General features: G+C 60.4%; 12 protein-coding genes. 7 read left to right on the forward strand and 5 right to left on the reverse strand.

What is annotated here, in order from left to right; all coding sequences use genetic code 11:
• Window positions 1–182: 182 nt before the first annotated feature.
• Complete coding sequence (locus BLL36_RS09175) at window positions 183–1,784, reverse strand: ABC transporter substrate-binding protein (RefSeq protein WP_076951136.1); 1,602 nt, start codon at window positions 1,782–1,784, stop codon at window positions 183–185.
• Window positions 1,785–1,874: 90 nt separating this feature from the next.
• Complete coding sequence (locus BLL36_RS09180; RefSeq protein ID WP_076951137.1) at window positions 1,875–2,588, reverse strand: SIMPL domain-containing protein; 714 nt, start codon at window positions 2,586–2,588, stop codon at window positions 1,875–1,877.
• Between the two features lie 205 nt (window positions 2,589–2,793).
• Here BLL36_RS09180 and BLL36_RS09185 point away from each other — a divergent pair, with 205 nt between their 5' ends.
• The 3 genes from BLL36_RS09185 (at window position 2,794) to BLL36_RS09195 (ending at window position 6,432) form a co-directional block, all read left to right on the forward strand.
• Window positions 2,794–4,056 (forward strand): ATP-binding protein, encoded by a 1,263-nt coding sequence (locus BLL36_RS09185; RefSeq protein ID WP_076951138.1) that lies wholly within the window; start codon window positions 2,794–2,796, stop codon window positions 4,054–4,056.
• Complete coding sequence (locus BLL36_RS09190) at window positions 4,049–4,609, forward strand: response regulator transcription factor (RefSeq protein ID WP_003171731.1); 561 nt, start codon at window positions 4,049–4,051, stop codon at window positions 4,607–4,609. The genes BLL36_RS09185 and BLL36_RS09190 overlap by 8 nt, the downstream gene beginning before the upstream one ends.
• Window positions 4,610–4,707: 98 nt before the next feature.
• Complete coding sequence (locus tag BLL36_RS09195; RefSeq protein ID WP_076951139.1) at window positions 4,708–6,432, forward strand: ABC transporter ATP-binding protein/permease; 1,725 nt, start codon at window positions 4,708–4,710, stop codon at window positions 6,430–6,432.
• A gap of 194 nt (window positions 6,433–6,626) precedes the next feature.
• Here BLL36_RS09195 and BLL36_RS09200 read toward each other — a convergent pair whose 3' ends face one another.
• Window positions 6,627–7,064 carry a YhcB family protein gene (locus BLL36_RS09200; RefSeq protein WP_017138275.1) on the reverse strand — a complete coding sequence of 146 codons (438 nt, stop codon included), beginning with the start codon at window positions 7,062–7,064 and terminating at the stop codon, window positions 6,627–6,629.
• A gap of 147 nt (window positions 7,065–7,211) precedes the next feature.
• Here BLL36_RS09200 and BLL36_RS09205 point away from each other — a divergent pair, with 147 nt between their 5' ends.
• From BLL36_RS09205 to zapE, 3 genes are all read left to right on the forward strand, one after another.
• Window positions 7,212–7,841 (forward strand): alpha/beta hydrolase, encoded by a 630-nt coding sequence (locus BLL36_RS09205; protein ID WP_076951140.1) that lies wholly within the window; start codon window positions 7,212–7,214, stop codon window positions 7,839–7,841.
• A gap of 24 nt (window positions 7,842–7,865) precedes the next feature.
• Window positions 7,866–9,218, forward strand: coding sequence for a tryptophan--tRNA ligase (locus BLL36_RS09210; protein ID WP_076951141.1), 1,353 nt, complete (start codon window positions 7,866–7,868; stop codon window positions 9,216–9,218).
• A 79-nt stretch (window positions 9,219–9,297) separates the two neighbouring features.
• Window positions 9,298–10,392 carry a cell division protein ZapE gene (gene zapE, locus BLL36_RS09215; RefSeq protein ID WP_076951142.1) on the forward strand — a complete coding sequence of 365 codons (1,095 nt, stop codon included), beginning with the start codon at window positions 9,298–9,300 and terminating at the stop codon, window positions 10,390–10,392.
• 139 nt (window positions 10,393–10,531) lie between these two features.
• On the opposite strand, the gene BLL36_RS09220 is transcribed toward zapE, so the two are convergent.
• The gene (locus tag BLL36_RS09220; protein WP_178114970.1) at window positions 10,532–11,452 is read right to left on the reverse strand and encodes a GlxA family transcriptional regulator; all 921 of its coding nucleotides are present in this window, start codon (window positions 11,450–11,452) and stop codon (window positions 10,532–10,534) included.
• Window positions 11,453–11,672: 220 nt separating this feature from the next.
• Here BLL36_RS09220 and BLL36_RS09225 point away from each other — a divergent pair, with 220 nt between their 5' ends.
• Window positions 11,673–12,809, forward strand: coding sequence for an acyl-CoA dehydrogenase family protein (locus tag BLL36_RS09225; RefSeq protein WP_076951144.1), 1,137 nt, complete (start codon window positions 11,673–11,675; stop codon window positions 12,807–12,809).
• Between the two features lie 113 nt (window positions 12,810–12,922).
• On the opposite strand, the gene BLL36_RS09230 is transcribed toward BLL36_RS09225, so the two are convergent.
• Window positions 12,923–13,963 (reverse strand): NADP(H)-dependent aldo-keto reductase, encoded by a 1,041-nt coding sequence (locus BLL36_RS09230; protein ID WP_076951145.1) that lies wholly within the window; start codon window positions 13,961–13,963, stop codon window positions 12,923–12,925.
• Window positions 13,964–14,171 lie beyond the last annotated feature (208 nt).

Here is a 14,171-nt window from a genome sequence, read left to right on the forward strand (position 1 = left end):
GCCATACCCATTGCAAGATGTTGAACCGTTGCCAGGGGCAAACAGTGGTACGAACGTACAGGAATGTCGCAATTATGAAAGTTTTGACATATTTGCGCATATTTCGAGGGTTTTTTCGGTGCACGCTTCGCACCAAAAAGCCCCAGCCGAGGCGTCTAGTGCACTCGGTTGGGGCGTGGCTGTTACTTATCTAGACTCACGCCGTAGAACGGCGTCAGCCCAAACGGACTGATCTTGAAGTCCTTGACTTCCTTGCGCAGCGGCTGGAAAACCGTCGAGTTCGCAATAGGCGTTATAGGTACTTGTTCTTTAAGGATTTGCTGCGCCTGTTGATACCACTTGATGCGCTGCTCGCGGTCGTTGCTGACTTTGGCTTGCTGTACGAGCTTGTCGTAGGCCGGGTTACACCATTTGGCGTAATTGCTGCCCTTGACCGCGGCACAACTGTAGAGCACGCCCAGCCAGTTATCCGGGTCGCCGTTGTCGCCGGTCCAGCCGTAAATCATCGCATCGTGCTCGCCGTTTTTGGCGCGCTTGATGTATTCGCCCCACTCATAGCTGACGATGTTGGCCTTGATGCCCACTTTTTCCCAATCCTGTTGGATCATCTGCGCGGACATGCGCGCGTTCGGGTTGGACGCGCGTTGTACGGTCATCGCCCACAGGTTGATGGTGGTACCGGGTGCAACCCCTGCTTCTTTTAGTAGCGCCCGAGCCTTGGTCGGGTCGTGTGGCGCGTCCTTGATGGTCGGGTCATAAGACCACTGCGCAGGGGGCAGGGCGTTCTGCGCCAATTGCCCGGCGCCCTGGTACACGGCCTTGATGATCGCCGGCTTGTCGATTGCCATGTCCAGCGCCTGGCGCACCTTGAGCTGGTCCAGCGGCGGGTGGGTCACGTTGTAGGCCAGAAAGCCCAGGTTGAAACCGGCTTGCTGCAGCACGCGCAGATTCGGGTCCTGCTTCATCACCTCGATATCGGCGGGGCGCGGGTAGCCGCTGACCTGGCATTCGCCGGCCTTGAGCTTTTGCAGGCGCGATGCGGCATCCGGGGTGATGGCGAACACCAGGTTGTCGAGCTTCACATCCTCGGGTTTCCAGTAGCTTTTATTGGCCACGTACCGGATCTGCGAATCCTTCTGGTAGCGCTTGAACACAAATGGCCCGGTGCCCACCGGCTTCTGGTTGATGTCGGCCGCGGTGCCTTGCTTGAGCAATTGCGCGGCGTATTCGGCCGATTGCACCGAGGCGAAGCTCATGGCCAGGTTTTGCACGAATGACGCATCGACGTTATTGAGGTTGAAGCGCACGGTGTGATCGTCGAGTTTGTCGACATTCTTGATCGTGGTGTTCAAGCCCATATCGGTGAAATACGGCGACTCGGAGGGGTAGGCCTTGCGAAACGGGCTTTGCGCATCGAGCAGGCGATTGAAGGTAAACAGCACGTCATCGGCGTTGAAGTCGCGGGTAGGGGTGAAGTACTCGGTGGTGTGGAACTTGACGCCCTCGCGTAGGTGGAACGTATACGCCAGGCCCTCCTCGGACACTTCCCAGCGCGTCGCCAGGCCAGGTTCGACTTCGGTGCCACCGCGCTTGAACTGGGTCAGGCGGTTGAATACGGTTTCGGCGGACGCGTCAAAATCGGTGCCGCTGGTGTACTGGCTGGGGTCGAACCCGGCGGGGCTGGCTTCGGAGCAGTAGACCAGGGTGCTGGCCGCCTGGGACAGCGGCATGAAGGCCAGGAGGCCGGCGGCGAGGATGAGCGGTTTTAAGGCGATTCTTTCCATAAAGACCCCTGAAGTGGCAGGCATACATAAGCTGCCCAAACGAAAACGGCGCCACCGAGGGTAACGCCGTTCAGGTCTGTCAGGTAGGGGTCACTGCATCAGCACTTCGATCACGCCATCGGCGCTCATGCTGACTTGGCTGGTGCCGGCTTCTACTTCAGGCGTCGGCGCTGAATCCATTTGGGCTTTCATCATCATCGCCCCGCCTCGGGCAAACGGCTGTGGGTAACCATTGGTGTTGAAGTTCAGATTGACGATTTTGTAACCCTTGCCCCCCAACGCATCGGTGGCCAGTTGCGCGCGTGCCTTGAAGGCGGCAACCGCATCCTTGAGCAGCGCATCCTCGCTGGATTTACGCGTGGCGTCGGCAATGGCGAAGTCCATGTTGTCCATCTTCAGGGTGGTCAGCAGTTCGCCGGTGAGCTTGGACAGCGCCGGGAAGTCCGCGCTTTCCAGGCGCAGTTCGGCACGCTCACGCCAGCCGGTGATCTTCTGGTTCTTGTTATCGTAGATCGGGTAGCTGTTGCGGCTGCCTTGGCGCAGGGTCACGGCTTTGACTTCACGGGCCTGGCCGAGGGCCTTGTTCATCGTTTCAGTGATTTGGGCGGCGAGCTTGGCCGGGTCGCTGTCCTGGGACTCGGTGTACAGCGTGACGATCATCTTGTCGCGGGCCACTTCCTGGCTGGCCTCGGCGCGCAGGGAAATCTGGTTGTAATGCAGCTCATCGGCGGCCACGGCGGGAAGGCTGGCCAGGACGCTGGTGCTGAGGGCGATGACGGCTGCGCTGCGAATGAAACGAGGCATGAGAGCTCCTTGGGATGTGAGTGCTGGTTAAGACTGTAGACGGTGGCGTCGGGTTCTTCGGGTTTACACATTACCTACAGCTTGTAGCGTCGCCGACGAACGGTCGTTCGCCGGGCCTGCGGCAAAGAGCCACACGCGCCGTGCCAGCAGGCCGGCTTCGTTTATACTCCTGCCGATCCGCCTGCAGCGCTCACCGGGAGAGCTCATGCTCGCCGCCGTAAAACTGACTTCCGCCACCCGCCAGAACCTCTGGCGCCTGACGTTCATTCGAACCCTGGTCCTGGCCGCACAAGCCGGCTCCGTCGGGCTCGCCTATTGGTTCGACCTGCTGCCCCTGCCGTGGCTGCAACTGGGCGTGACCCTCGGGTTCTCCATCGTGCTTTGCGTGTTCACCGCCATCCGGTTGCGCACCACGTGGCCGGTCACCGAACTGGAATACGCCCTGCAATTGGCCTGCGACCTGTTTATCCACAGTGTGTTGCTGTATTTCTCCGGCGGTTCCACCAATCCGTTTGTTTCTTATTATCTGGTGCCACTGACCATCGCCGCCGTGACCTTGCCGTGGCGTTACTCGGTGGTGCTGTCGGGCATCGCCCTGACCCTGTATACCCTGCTGCTGGCGCAGTTCTATCCGCTGCAAACCTTCCCGATCGCCCGGGAAAACCTGCAGATCTACGGCATGTGGTTGAGCTTTGCGCTGTCTGCCGCCGTGATCACCTTCTTCGCCGCGCGCATGGCCGAAGAGCTGCGCCGCCAGGAAGAACTGCGCGCCATTCGCCGTGAAGAGGGCCTGCGCGACCAACAACTGCTGGCCGTCGCCACCCAGGCCGCCGGCGCCGCCCATGAATTGGGGACGCCGTTGGCCACCATGAGCGTGCTGCTCAAGGAAATGACCCAGGACCATCACGACCCGGCCCTGCAGGATGACCTGGGCGTGTTGCAGGAACAGGTCAAGCAGTGCAAGCAGACCTTGCAGCAACTGGTACGCGCTGCCGAGGCCAATCGCCGCCTGGCCGTCGAGATGCAGGACGTGACCCAGTGGCTCGACGAAGCGCTGAACCGTTGGCACTTGATGCGCCCCGAAGCCAGTTACCGTTTTCATCTGCTGGGCCAGGGCACCGTGCCGCGCATGGCGCCGCCACCGGATCTGACCCAGGCCCTGCTCAACCTGCTGAACAATGCCGCCGACGCCTGCCCCGAGGGCCTTGGCGTAGAGTTGGATTGGGATGCCGAGGACGTGACCATCAGTATTCGTGACCACGGCGCGGGCGTGCCGTTGGCCATCGCCGAGCAAATCGGCAAACCCTTTTTTACCACCAAGGGCAAAGGCTTCGGCCTCGGCCTGTTTTTGAGCAAGGCCAGCGTGACCCGCGCGGGCGGCTCAGTGAAGCTCTATAGTCATGAGGAAGGTGGCACGCTCACCGAGCTGCGCCTGCCCCGTGTCGCACGAGGAGATATCGATGAGTGACGAGATCCAAGTCGAAGGCGAAGAACTGCCGCACCTGTTGCTGGTAGATGACGATGCCACCTTTACCCGCGTGATGGCTCGCGCCATGAGCCGTCGCGGTTTTCGCGTGAGCACCGCAGGGTCTGCCGAGGAAGGCCTGACCATCGCCCAGGCCGACCTGCCGGACTACGCCGCGCTCGACCTGAAAATGGACGGCGACTCCGGCCTGGTGCTGCTGCCCAAATTGCTGGAGCTCGACCCGGAAATGCGCGTGGTCATCCTCACCGGGTACTCGAGCATTGCCACCGCCGTCGAAGCCATCAAGCGGGGCGCCTGCAACTATTTGTGCAAACCGGCGGACGCCGACGACGTACTGGCCGCCTTGCTCTCCGAGCACGCCGACCTCGACACCCTGGTGCCGGAAAACCCGATGTCGGTGGACCGCCTGCAGTGGGAACACATCCAGCGTGTGTTGACCGAGCACGAAGGCAATATCTCCGCCACCGCCCGCGCCCTGGGCATGCACCGCCGTACCTTGCAGCGCAAACTGCAAAAGCGTCCGGTACGACGCTGAACCTAAGCTGAACAGTCTGCTTCAGGCCGTACGGCGCCATGAACCGATCCCCTATGATCGGTTCGAACGCCTGTAAGTTTTCCTACCGAGCCTGAACGATGAATCAGAACGCTGAGTACTCCGCGGTCAACGATGCTGTGCGTGGGCGGTTTTTCCGCCGAACCTGGGCGATGATCACACCGTATTGGCGCAGTGAAGAGAAGGGCAAGGCCTGGTTGTTGCTTGGCACAGTGATCGCCCTGTCACTGTTCAGCGTGGCGATTTCGGTGTGGCTCAACCACTGGTACAAGGATTTCTACAACGCCCTGGAGAAGAAGGACACGGCGGCCTTCTGGCAATTGATCGGCTATTTCTGCGGTATCGCGGCGGTGGCCATTCTTGGCGCGGTGTACCGCCTGTACCTGACGCAGATGCTGACCATTCGCTGGCGCGCCTGGCTTACCGAGAAGCATTTTGCGCGGTGGCTCGACCACAAGAACTTCTACCAGCTGGAGCAGGGCGGTTACACCGATAACCCGGACCAGCGCATTTCCGAAGACCTCAACAGCTTCACCTCAAACACCTTGGGCCTGGGCCTCGGGCTGTTGCGCAATGTCGTCAGCCTGGTGTCGTTCTCCGTGATCCTGTGGGGCGTGTCGGGCAGCATTGACGTATTCGGCATCACCATCCCCGGCTACATGTTCTGGTGCGCATTGCTCTACGCCGGTGTCGGCAGTTGGTTGACCCATCTGATCGGTCGTCGCTTGATCGGGCTGAGCAACCAGCAACAACGGTTTGAAGCGGATCTGCGTTTTTCCATGGTACGGGTGCGGGAGAATGCCGAAAGCATCGCCCTGTACAACGGCGAACCGAACGAAAAGCAGCGTTTGAGCGCGCGGTTCGGCAAGGTCTGGCATAACTACTGGGACATCATGAAAGTGTCCAAGCGCCTGACGTTCTTTACCGCCGGCTACGAACAGATTGCGATCGTCTTCGCCTTTATCGTGGCGGCGCCGCGCTATTTCGCGGGCAAGATCGAATTGGGCGAGCTGATGCAAATCAACTCGGCGTTCGGCAATGTGCAGGGCAACTTCAGTTGGTTCATCAGCGCCTACACCGACCTGGCCGCCTGGCGCGCAACCAGTGATCGCCTGCTCAGCTTCCAGCAGGCCATGAACGACAACGAGCAACGTCCGGCGACTATCGATGTGCACGCGCAGGGCGATCGCCTCGTGGTGCAGGGGCTGGGCTTGAACGTGGCCGATGGTCGTCACCTGCTGACGGACGCCAACATGTGTGTGGAGCCGGGTGAGCGCCTGATGCTCAGTGGGCGTTCCGGCAGCGGTAAAAGCACCTTATTGCGCGCGATGGGCCATTTATGGCCTGCGGGGCACGGCAGCATCCGCTTGCCGGCGGCGCGCTATCTGTTCCTGCCGCAGAAGCCGTATTTGCCGATTGGCACGCTGAAGGCGGTGTTGAGTTATCCACAGGACGAAGACGTCTATCCGGCGGAACGTTATGCACAGGTCCTGCAAACTTGCCGCCTGCCGCATCTGGCGGGTCGGCTGGATGAAGCCAATCACTGGCAACGCATGCTCTCGCCGGGTGAACAGCAACGCCTGGCCTTCGCCCGCGCCTTGCTGTTTGCGCCGCAGTGGCTGTACATGGACGAAGCGACGTCGGCGATGGATGAAGAGGATGAAGCGACGCTGTACCAGGCGCTGATCGATGAGTTGCCGGGGCTGAGCATTGTCAGCGTCGGGCATCGCAGCAGCCTCAAGCGCTTTCATGGGCGGCATGTGCGGATTGATGGTGGGTGGTTGCAGGAACAGCAAATGACTTAAAACCATGCGCGGTTCAATGTGGGAGTCGGGCTTGCCCGCGATGGCGGTGTGTCAGTAGCAGGTGTATCAAGTGGCACACCGCCATCGCAGGCAAGCCAGCTCCCACAATGGATCTAAGGTGTTCTTAAGTACCTGCCCAAAAAAATCCCGGCTGATCATCGATCAGCCGGGCTTTTTGTGTTGCTTGAAGCGCCTTACTTCTTCAAGCCGTAATGCTCATCCAGCATGCCTGGGGCGTTCGGCGTTTTTGGCGCGTAGTCCCGTGGAGGCTCCTGGTTTTCCCGGGGAGGGGTGAGGCGTTCCCGTGGCGCTTGCGGTGCATCGGAATGCAGCGCGGCCAGCAGACGCTGGCGGGTGATGTCGTCGAGCGCCAGGCGGTTGGCGCCATCGGCGAGATGATCCTGTACTTCCTGGTAGCTCTGGGTGAGCTTCTTGACCAGGGTCGCGGTGCTGTTGAAGTGGGTAACAACTTCGTTCTGATAACTGTCAAAACGTTCCTGGATGTCATCCAGCTGACGCTGCGTGCGGTTAGGCGCGGCATTCGGCAGCAGGCGAGCAACCAGGAATCCAATGGCGACACCGGCAACCAGGGCAAGAGTCGGCAACAACCAAACTAAGAGCGAGTGTTCCACGAGTCCTTCCTCTATAAACGGCTTTGCTTTACGTTAACGGCTCGGACCTGCGCTGTATACCGCGATTAACCTCGCAATGATGCCATGCACAGACTTTTAGCTAGACGAGTCGACCCTTTGAGAGGTCACGGAGTTCATCTCTTGCTCATGCGTGAAGCCCCTGTTTTGATCGATGGCCCGGTGGGCCAATTGGAAGCCCTGTACCTGGATCACCCCGAGCCACGTGGCCTGGCGCTGATCTGTCACCCTAACCCGGTGCAGGGTGGGACCATGCTCAATAAAGTGGTCTCGACCCTGCAACGCACCGCCCGCGATGCCGGATTGATTACTTTGCGTTTCAATTATCGTGGCGTCGGCGCGAGTGCCGGTTCCCATGACATGAGTACCGGTGAAGTCGACGATGCCGAAGCCGCCGCCGCCTGGCTACGGGCAAGACACCCCGACCTGCCGATCACCTTGCTCGGCTTTTCCTTTGGCGGTTACGTAGCCGCCAGCCTCGGTGGCCGTCTGGAAGCCAAGGGCGAAAAACTGTCCCATGTGTTCATGATTGCGGCAGCTGTGATGCGTCTGCGCGATACCGACGCGCTTCCCCAGGGCTGCCCGTTGACTCTGATCCAGCCGGAAACCGACGAAGTGGTCGACCCGCAGCTGGTCTACGACTGGTCCGCGGCCTTGAATCGCCCCCATGAGCTGCTGAAAGTGGCAGAATGCGGGCACTTTTTCCATGGCAAGCTCACCGATCTCAAGGATCTGGTGCTGCCGCGCCTCTCGAATTGACAGCAGTCTGATAAGCGATTACCCATGACGACGCGTACCCGTATCCTCACCGGCATCACCACCACCGGCACGCCCCACCTGGGCAACTACGCCGGTGCGATCCGCCCGGCGATCCTTGCCAGCGAAGACGCCAATGCCGACTCCTTCTACTTCCTGGCCGACTACCACGCCCTGATCAAATGCGATGACCCGCAGCGCATCCAGCGCTCGCGCATGGAAATCGCCGCGACCTGGCTGGCCGGTGGCCTGGATGTGAACCGGGTGACGTTCTATCGCCAGTCAGACATCCCCGAGATCCCCGAGCTGACCTGGCTGCTGACCTGTGTGGCCGCCAAGGGCCTGCTCAACCGCGCCCACGCCTACAAGGCCTCGGTGGACAAGAACGTCGAGACCGGCGAAGACCCGGACGCGGGCATCACCATGGGGCTGTACAGCTACCCGGTGCTGATGGCGGCGGACATCCTGATGTTCAACGCGCATAAAGTGCCGGTCGGTCGCGACCAGATCCAGCACGTGGAAATGGCCCGTGATATCGGCCAGCGCTTCAACCACCTGTTTGGCAACGGCAAAGAATTTTTCACCATGCCTGAGGCGTTGATCGAAGAAAGCGTCGCCACCTTGCCGGGCCTGGACGGCCGCAAGATGTCCAAGAGCTACGACAACACCATCCCGTTGTTCACCAGCGCCAAGGACATGAAAGAGGCGATCTCGCGGATCGTCACCGACTCGCGCGCGCCGGGCGAAGCCAAGGACCCGGACAACTCGCACCTGTTCACCCTGTACCAGGCGTTTGCCAGCAAGGCCCAGGAAGAAGAATTCCGTGGCGAACTGCTGCAAGGCCTGGGCTGGGGCGAGGCGAAGAGTCGTCTGTTCCAGCTGCTCGATGGCCAGTTGGGCGAAGCCCGCGAGCGTTATCACCAACTGATGTCGCGCCCATCGGACATGGAAGACCTGCTGCTGGTCGGCGCGAAAAAAGCCCGTGCGGTGGCGGCCCCGTTCCTGGCCGAGCTGCGTGAAGCCGTGGGCCTGCGTTCGTTCGTCAACCAGGCTGCGGCGCCGGTCGCTACCAAGAAGAAAGCCGCGAAAGCTGCGCGCTTCGTGAGTTTCCGTGAAGACGACGGCAGCTTCCGCTTCCGCCTGTTGGCTGCTGACGGCGAGCAATTGCTGCTTTCGCGCAACTTCGCCGACGGCAAAGCGGCGGGCGCGGTGACCAAGCAATTGCAAAGCGGTCATTTGGACATTCGCACCCAAGCCCAGAGCTTCAATGTGTGGCTGGACGATGCCGTTGTGGCCGACAGCGCCGAGTTCGCCGACAGCGCCTCCCGCGATGCCGCCATCGCCGCCTTGCGTATCGCGTTGGCCCCTTCCGAGGATTAACCCGACCAAGGGTTGATTGCCATTATCCGGGGCCGTCGTTACAGTGACGGCCCGTTTTTGTTGCCTTGCTAACGAAATTATGACGCCCCTAGAACGATATCAAGCTGATCTGAAACGCCCTGAATTCTTCCATGACGCTGCCCAGGAAAACGCGGTGCGTCATTTGCAGCGCCTGTACGACGACCTGGTCGCGGCCTCGCAAAGCAAGCCGGGGATGTTCAGCAAGCTGTTTGGCAAGAAAGACCACACGCCGGTCAAGGGCCTTTACTTCTGGGGAGGCGTCGGCCGTGGCAAGACCTACCTGGTCGACACCTTCTTCGAAGCGCTGCCGTTCAAGGAAAAGGTCCGCACCCACTTCCACCGCTTCATGAAGCGCGTGCACGAAGAGATGAAGACCCTGCCGGGCGAGAAAAACCCGCTGACCATCATCGCCAAGCGTTTCTCCGACGAAGCGCGGGTGATTTGCTTCGATGAGTTCTTCGTCTCCGACATCACCGATGCCATGATCCTTGGCACCCTGATGGAAGAGCTGTTCAAGAACGGCGTGACCCTGGTCGCCACCTCGAACATCGTGCCGGACGGCTTGTACAAGGACGGCCTGCAGCGCGCACGCTTCCTGCCGGCGATTGCGCTGATCAAGCAGAACACCGAGATCGTTAACGTCGACAGCGGCGTCGACTACCGCCTGCGTCACCTGGAACAAGCGGAGCTGTTCCACTTCCCGCTCAACGAAGCGGCCCACGAAAGCCTGAAAAAAAGCTTCCGCGCCTTGACGCCCGAGTGCACCCAGGCCGTGGAAAACGACAAATTGATGATCGAGAACCGCGAAATCATCGCGTTGCGCACCTGCGATGACGTGGCCTGGTTCGAATTCCGCCAACTGTGCGACGGCCCGCGCAGCCAGAACGACTACATCGAACTGGGCAAGATCTTCCACGCGGTGATCCTCAGCGGCGTGGAGCAGATGAGCGTCACCACCGACGACATCGCGCGGCGCTTTATCAACATGGTCGACGAGTTCTACGACCGCAACGTCAAGCTGATCATCTCGGCCGAAGTCGAACTCAAGGACCTCTACACGGGGGGGCGTTTGAACTTCGAGTTCCAGCGCACGTTGAGCCGCTTGCTGGAAATGCAGTCCCACGAGTTTCTGTCGCGCGGGCACAAGCCTTAATCACACTCCAGAGCCCTGGAGATCCACTGTGGGAGCCGGGCTTGCCCGCGATGGCGGTGTATCAGTCGACTTATTTGCCGGCTGATACACCGCCATCGCAGGCAAGCCAGCTCCCACAATGCTTTGTGTTTGCCTGAGGTCAGGCCGCCTGCTGGAATTGCTGCCGATACTGGTTCGGCGACAACTCCGTGTGCTGCCTGAACAGCCGCGCAAAAAAGCTCGCGTCGTCGTAACCCACTTCGTAGCTGATGGTCTTGATGCTCTTGCGGCTGCCCGAAAGCAGTCCCTTGGCCGTCTCGATGCGCAGCCGTTGCAGGTAATGCAGCGGCTTGTCGCCGGTGGCGGTCTGGAAGCGGCGCATGAAGTTGCGGATGCTCATGCCGTGTTCCCGGGCGACATCTTCGAAGCGGAATTTGTCGGCGAAATGCTCTTCGAGCCAATGCTGGATCTGCAGGATGATCACATCCTGGTGCAGCTTCTGCCCGCCAAACCCGATGCGCCCCGGCGAATAGCTGCGCTGCACTTCGTAGAGAATGTCGCGGGCCACGGCCTGGGCGATGTTGGCGCCGCAGAAGCGCTCGATCAGGTAGATATAGAGGTCGCATGCCGAGGTGGTGCCGCCGGCGCAATACAGGTTGTCGGCGTCGGTGAGGTGTTTGTCCTGGTTGAGTTGCACCTTGGGGAAGCGTTCGCTGAAGGCGTTGAAGAAGCGCCAATAGGTGGTCGCCTCCTTGCCATCGAGCAAGCCGGCTTCGGCCAGCCAGAACACCCCGGTGGCTTCGCCGCATAACACGGCGCCGCGTGCATGCTGTTCACGCAGCCACGGCAGCACTTGCGGGTAGTGTGTGCACAAGGCATCGAAGTCATCCCAGAACGCCGGCAACACGATGATGTCGGCGTCTTCCAGGCCGCCGTCCACCGGCATGATCACATCGCTGAAACTGCGCACCGACTTTCCGTCGGGGCTGACCAGGCGCGTTTCAAATGCAGGGGTCAGGCCCAGGCCTTGTTGCTTGCCGTAACGCAGGCTGGCGAGGTGGAAGAAATCCTTGGCTTGCATGAGGGTCGAAGCGAATACCCGATCAATGGCCAAAATGCTGACGCGCCGCAGGGGCGTGGAGATTTGGTTAGACATAATTTCATTTATTCTTATAGGGGAAAGTGGTCACCAGACGGCTGGATCGTCTTATTTTTTGTCGCATGTGTCCAGTGTCCTGTGATGCCCTCAGGGCATAGTCTCTGTGGGCTGGTTTTTGTCCGACAATCCACGCAGGTGACCCATGATTCCCAGAACCTTGTTCAGCCCGGAACACGAACTTTTCCGCGAAAGCGTGCGTACCTTTCTCGAAAAAGACGCCGCGCCGTTCCATGCTCAATGGGAGAAACAAGGCCATATCGACCGCAGCTTGTGGAGCAAGGCGGGGGAGGCGGGGATGTTGTGTTCCCACCTGCCGGAAGAATACGGAGGGCTGGACGCGGATTTTTTGTACAGCGCGGTGGTGATCGAAGAGATCAGCCGGCTGGGCCTGACCGGCATCGGTTTTTCCCTGCACTCGGACATTGTGGCGCCCTACCTCCTGCATTACGGCAGCGAGGCGCTGAAGCACCACTACCTGCCCAAGTTGATTTCCGGCGAGATGGTCACGGCCATTGCCATGACCGAACCGGGGGCGGGTTCCGACCTGCAAGGGGTCAAGACGACTGCCGTGCTGGACGGCGACGAGTATGTGATCAACGGCTCCAAGACGTTTATCACCAATGGCTACCTGGCCGACCTGGTGATCGTGGTCGCCAAGACCGATCCCAAGGCGGGCGCGAAGGGCATCAGCCTGTTCCTGGTGGAAGCCGACACGCCCGGCTTCGCCAAGGGCAAGCGCCTGGAGAAGGTGGGCATGAAGGCCCAGGACACGTCGGAACTGTTCTTCCAGGACGTGCGTGTGCCCAGGGAAAACCTGTTGGGCCAGGCGGGCATGGGCTTCGCTTATCTGATGCAGGAGTTGCCCCAGGAACGTTTGACGGTGGCGATTGGCGCCTTGTCATCCGCCGAGGCGGCGCTGCAATGGACCTTGGGATACACCCGTGAGCGCAAGGCGTTCGGCAAGGCGATTGCCGACTTCCAGAACACGCGCTTCAAGTTGGCGGAGATGGCCACCGAGATCCAGATTGGGCGGGTGTTCGTCGACCAGTGCATGGCATTGCACCTGGACGGCAAGCTGGACGTGCCCACGGCGGCGATGGCCAAGTACTGGGCCACCGACCTGCAGTGCAAGGTGCTCGATGAGTGCGTGCAGCTGCACGGCGGCTACGGCTTCATGTGGGAATACCCGATTGCCCGGGCCTGGGCGGATGCGCGGGTGCAGCGCATTTATGCGGGGACCAATGAGATCATGAAGGAGATCATTGCGCGGGCGCTTTGATCTTGTGTGGTTGCTGAGGGCCTCATCGCGGGCAAGCCCGCTCCCACATTTGACCGTATTCACACATCACAATGTGGGAGCTGGCTTGCCTGCGATAGCGATCTAAAAATCAATCAAGGCGCAGGATTCGGATGATCCTTCTGGATCGCCTCAATCCCTTCCAACACCTCTTTCGACAATGTCAGCTCGGCACTGGCAATATTGCTGTCCAACTGCGCAAGCGACGTCGCGCCAATGATATTGCTGGTCACAAACGGCTGCTGCGTGACAAACGCCAACGCCATCTGCGCCGGGTCCAAGCCATGTTCGCGTGCCAGCGCCACGTAACGGCTGCACGCCGCTTCCGACTGCGGGTTGAAGTAGCGGCTGAAGCGGCTGTATTCGGTCAGGCGTGCCTTGGCTGGGCGTGCGCCGCCTTCGTACTTGCCGCTGAGCATGCCGAACGCCAGCGGCGAATAGGCCAGCAGACCGCATTGTTCACGTATTGCGACTTCCGCCAGGCCCACTTCGAAACTGCGGTTGAGCAGGTTGTAGGGGTTCTGGATCGACACCGCGCGGGGCCAGCCACGGGCTTCGGCCAGGGCCAGGAACTTCATGGTGCCCCACGGCGTTTCGTTGGACAGGCCGATATGGCGGATCTTGCCGGCCTTGACCTGCTCATCCAGCGCCTCGAGGGTTTCCTCGAGCGGGGTGAGGTCGTCTTCGTCCTTGTGCTTGTAGCTCAATTGGCCGAAGAAGTTGGTGCTGCGCTCCGGCCAGTGCAGCTGGTAGAGGTCGATCCAGTCGGTCTGCAGGCGCTGGAGGCTGGCGTCGAGTGCCTGGGCGATGTGCTTGCGGTTGTGGCGCAGGTAGCCGTCGCGGATGTAGTCGATGGTGTTGCCGGGGCCGGCGATCTTGCTGGCGAGGATCCAGTCGGCGCGGTCGCCACGGCTCTTGAAGTAATTGCCGATGTAGCGCTCGGTGGTGGCATAGGTGTCGGCCTTGGGCGGCACCGGGTACATTTCGGCCGTGTCGAGGAAGTTGATCCCCGCACCCTTGGCCCGTTCGATCTGCGCGAAGGCCTCTGCCTCGCTGTTCTGTTCACCCCAGGTCATGGTGCCCAGGGCTATCGCGCTCACGTTCAGATCCGTACGGCCCAGCTGTCGATAATCCATCGGGTACTCCTTCAGGGAAAACAATCATAAAAGCAGGTTGAATTTTTTTTCGCAATCTGCATAATTGCCCACCTCTTTCTGCAGTGGAAGTGATGCGCCGCCTGCCGAAGAATCTTGCCGTTGAACGGACGCGCTGACCCGAGCCCCCGATAGCGTCTGTATCCGGCTGCCTTTGACCTTGTCAAAGTAAGCACTATTCAGTAAGATC

Origin of the sequence: Pseudomonas cedrina subsp. cedrina (genome assembly GCF_001983175.1) — a bacterium.
GTDB lineage: Bacteria > Pseudomonadota > Gammaproteobacteria > Pseudomonadales > Pseudomonadaceae > Aquipseudomonas > Aquipseudomonas cedrina.

What these genes read in the sequence shown, in the direction of transcription:
- BLL36_RS09185 (WP_076951138.1), top strand. Translation starts at nt 2,794, where the DNA reads ATGCTCGCCGCCGTAAAACTGACTTCCGCCACCCGCCAGAACCTCTGG.
- BLL36_RS09175 (WP_076951136.1), bottom strand. Translation starts at nt 1,784, where the DNA reads ATGGAAAGAATCGCCTTAAAACCGCTCATCCTCGCCGCCGGCCTCCTG.
- BLL36_RS09220 (WP_178114970.1), bottom strand. Translation starts at nt 11,452, where the DNA reads ATGCAAGCCAAGGATTTCTTCCACCTCGCCAGCCTGCGTTACGGCAAG.
- BLL36_RS09195 (WP_076951139.1), top strand. Translation starts at nt 4,708, where the DNA reads ATGAATCAGAACGCTGAGTACTCCGCGGTCAACGATGCTGTGCGTGGG.
- BLL36_RS09225 (WP_076951144.1), top strand. Translation starts at nt 11,673, where the DNA reads ATGATTCCCAGAACCTTGTTCAGCCCGGAACACGAACTTTTCCGCGAA.
- BLL36_RS09190 (WP_003171731.1), top strand. Translation starts at nt 4,049, where the DNA reads ATGAGTGACGAGATCCAAGTCGAAGGCGAAGAACTGCCGCACCTGTTG.
- BLL36_RS09180 (WP_076951137.1), bottom strand. Translation starts at nt 2,588, where the DNA reads ATGCCTCGTTTCATTCGCAGCGCAGCCGTCATCGCCCTCAGCACCAGC.
- BLL36_RS09210 (WP_076951141.1), top strand. Translation starts at nt 7,866, where the DNA reads ATGACGACGCGTACCCGTATCCTCACCGGCATCACCACCACCGGCACG.
- BLL36_RS09230 (WP_076951145.1), bottom strand. Translation starts at nt 13,963, where the DNA reads ATGGATTATCGACAGCTGGGCCGTACGGATCTGAACGTGAGCGCGATA.
- zapE (WP_076951142.1), top strand. Translation starts at nt 9,298, where the DNA reads ATGACGCCCCTAGAACGATATCAAGCTGATCTGAAACGCCCTGAATTC.
- BLL36_RS09205 (WP_076951140.1), top strand. Translation starts at nt 7,212, where the DNA reads ATGCGTGAAGCCCCTGTTTTGATCGATGGCCCGGTGGGCCAATTGGAA.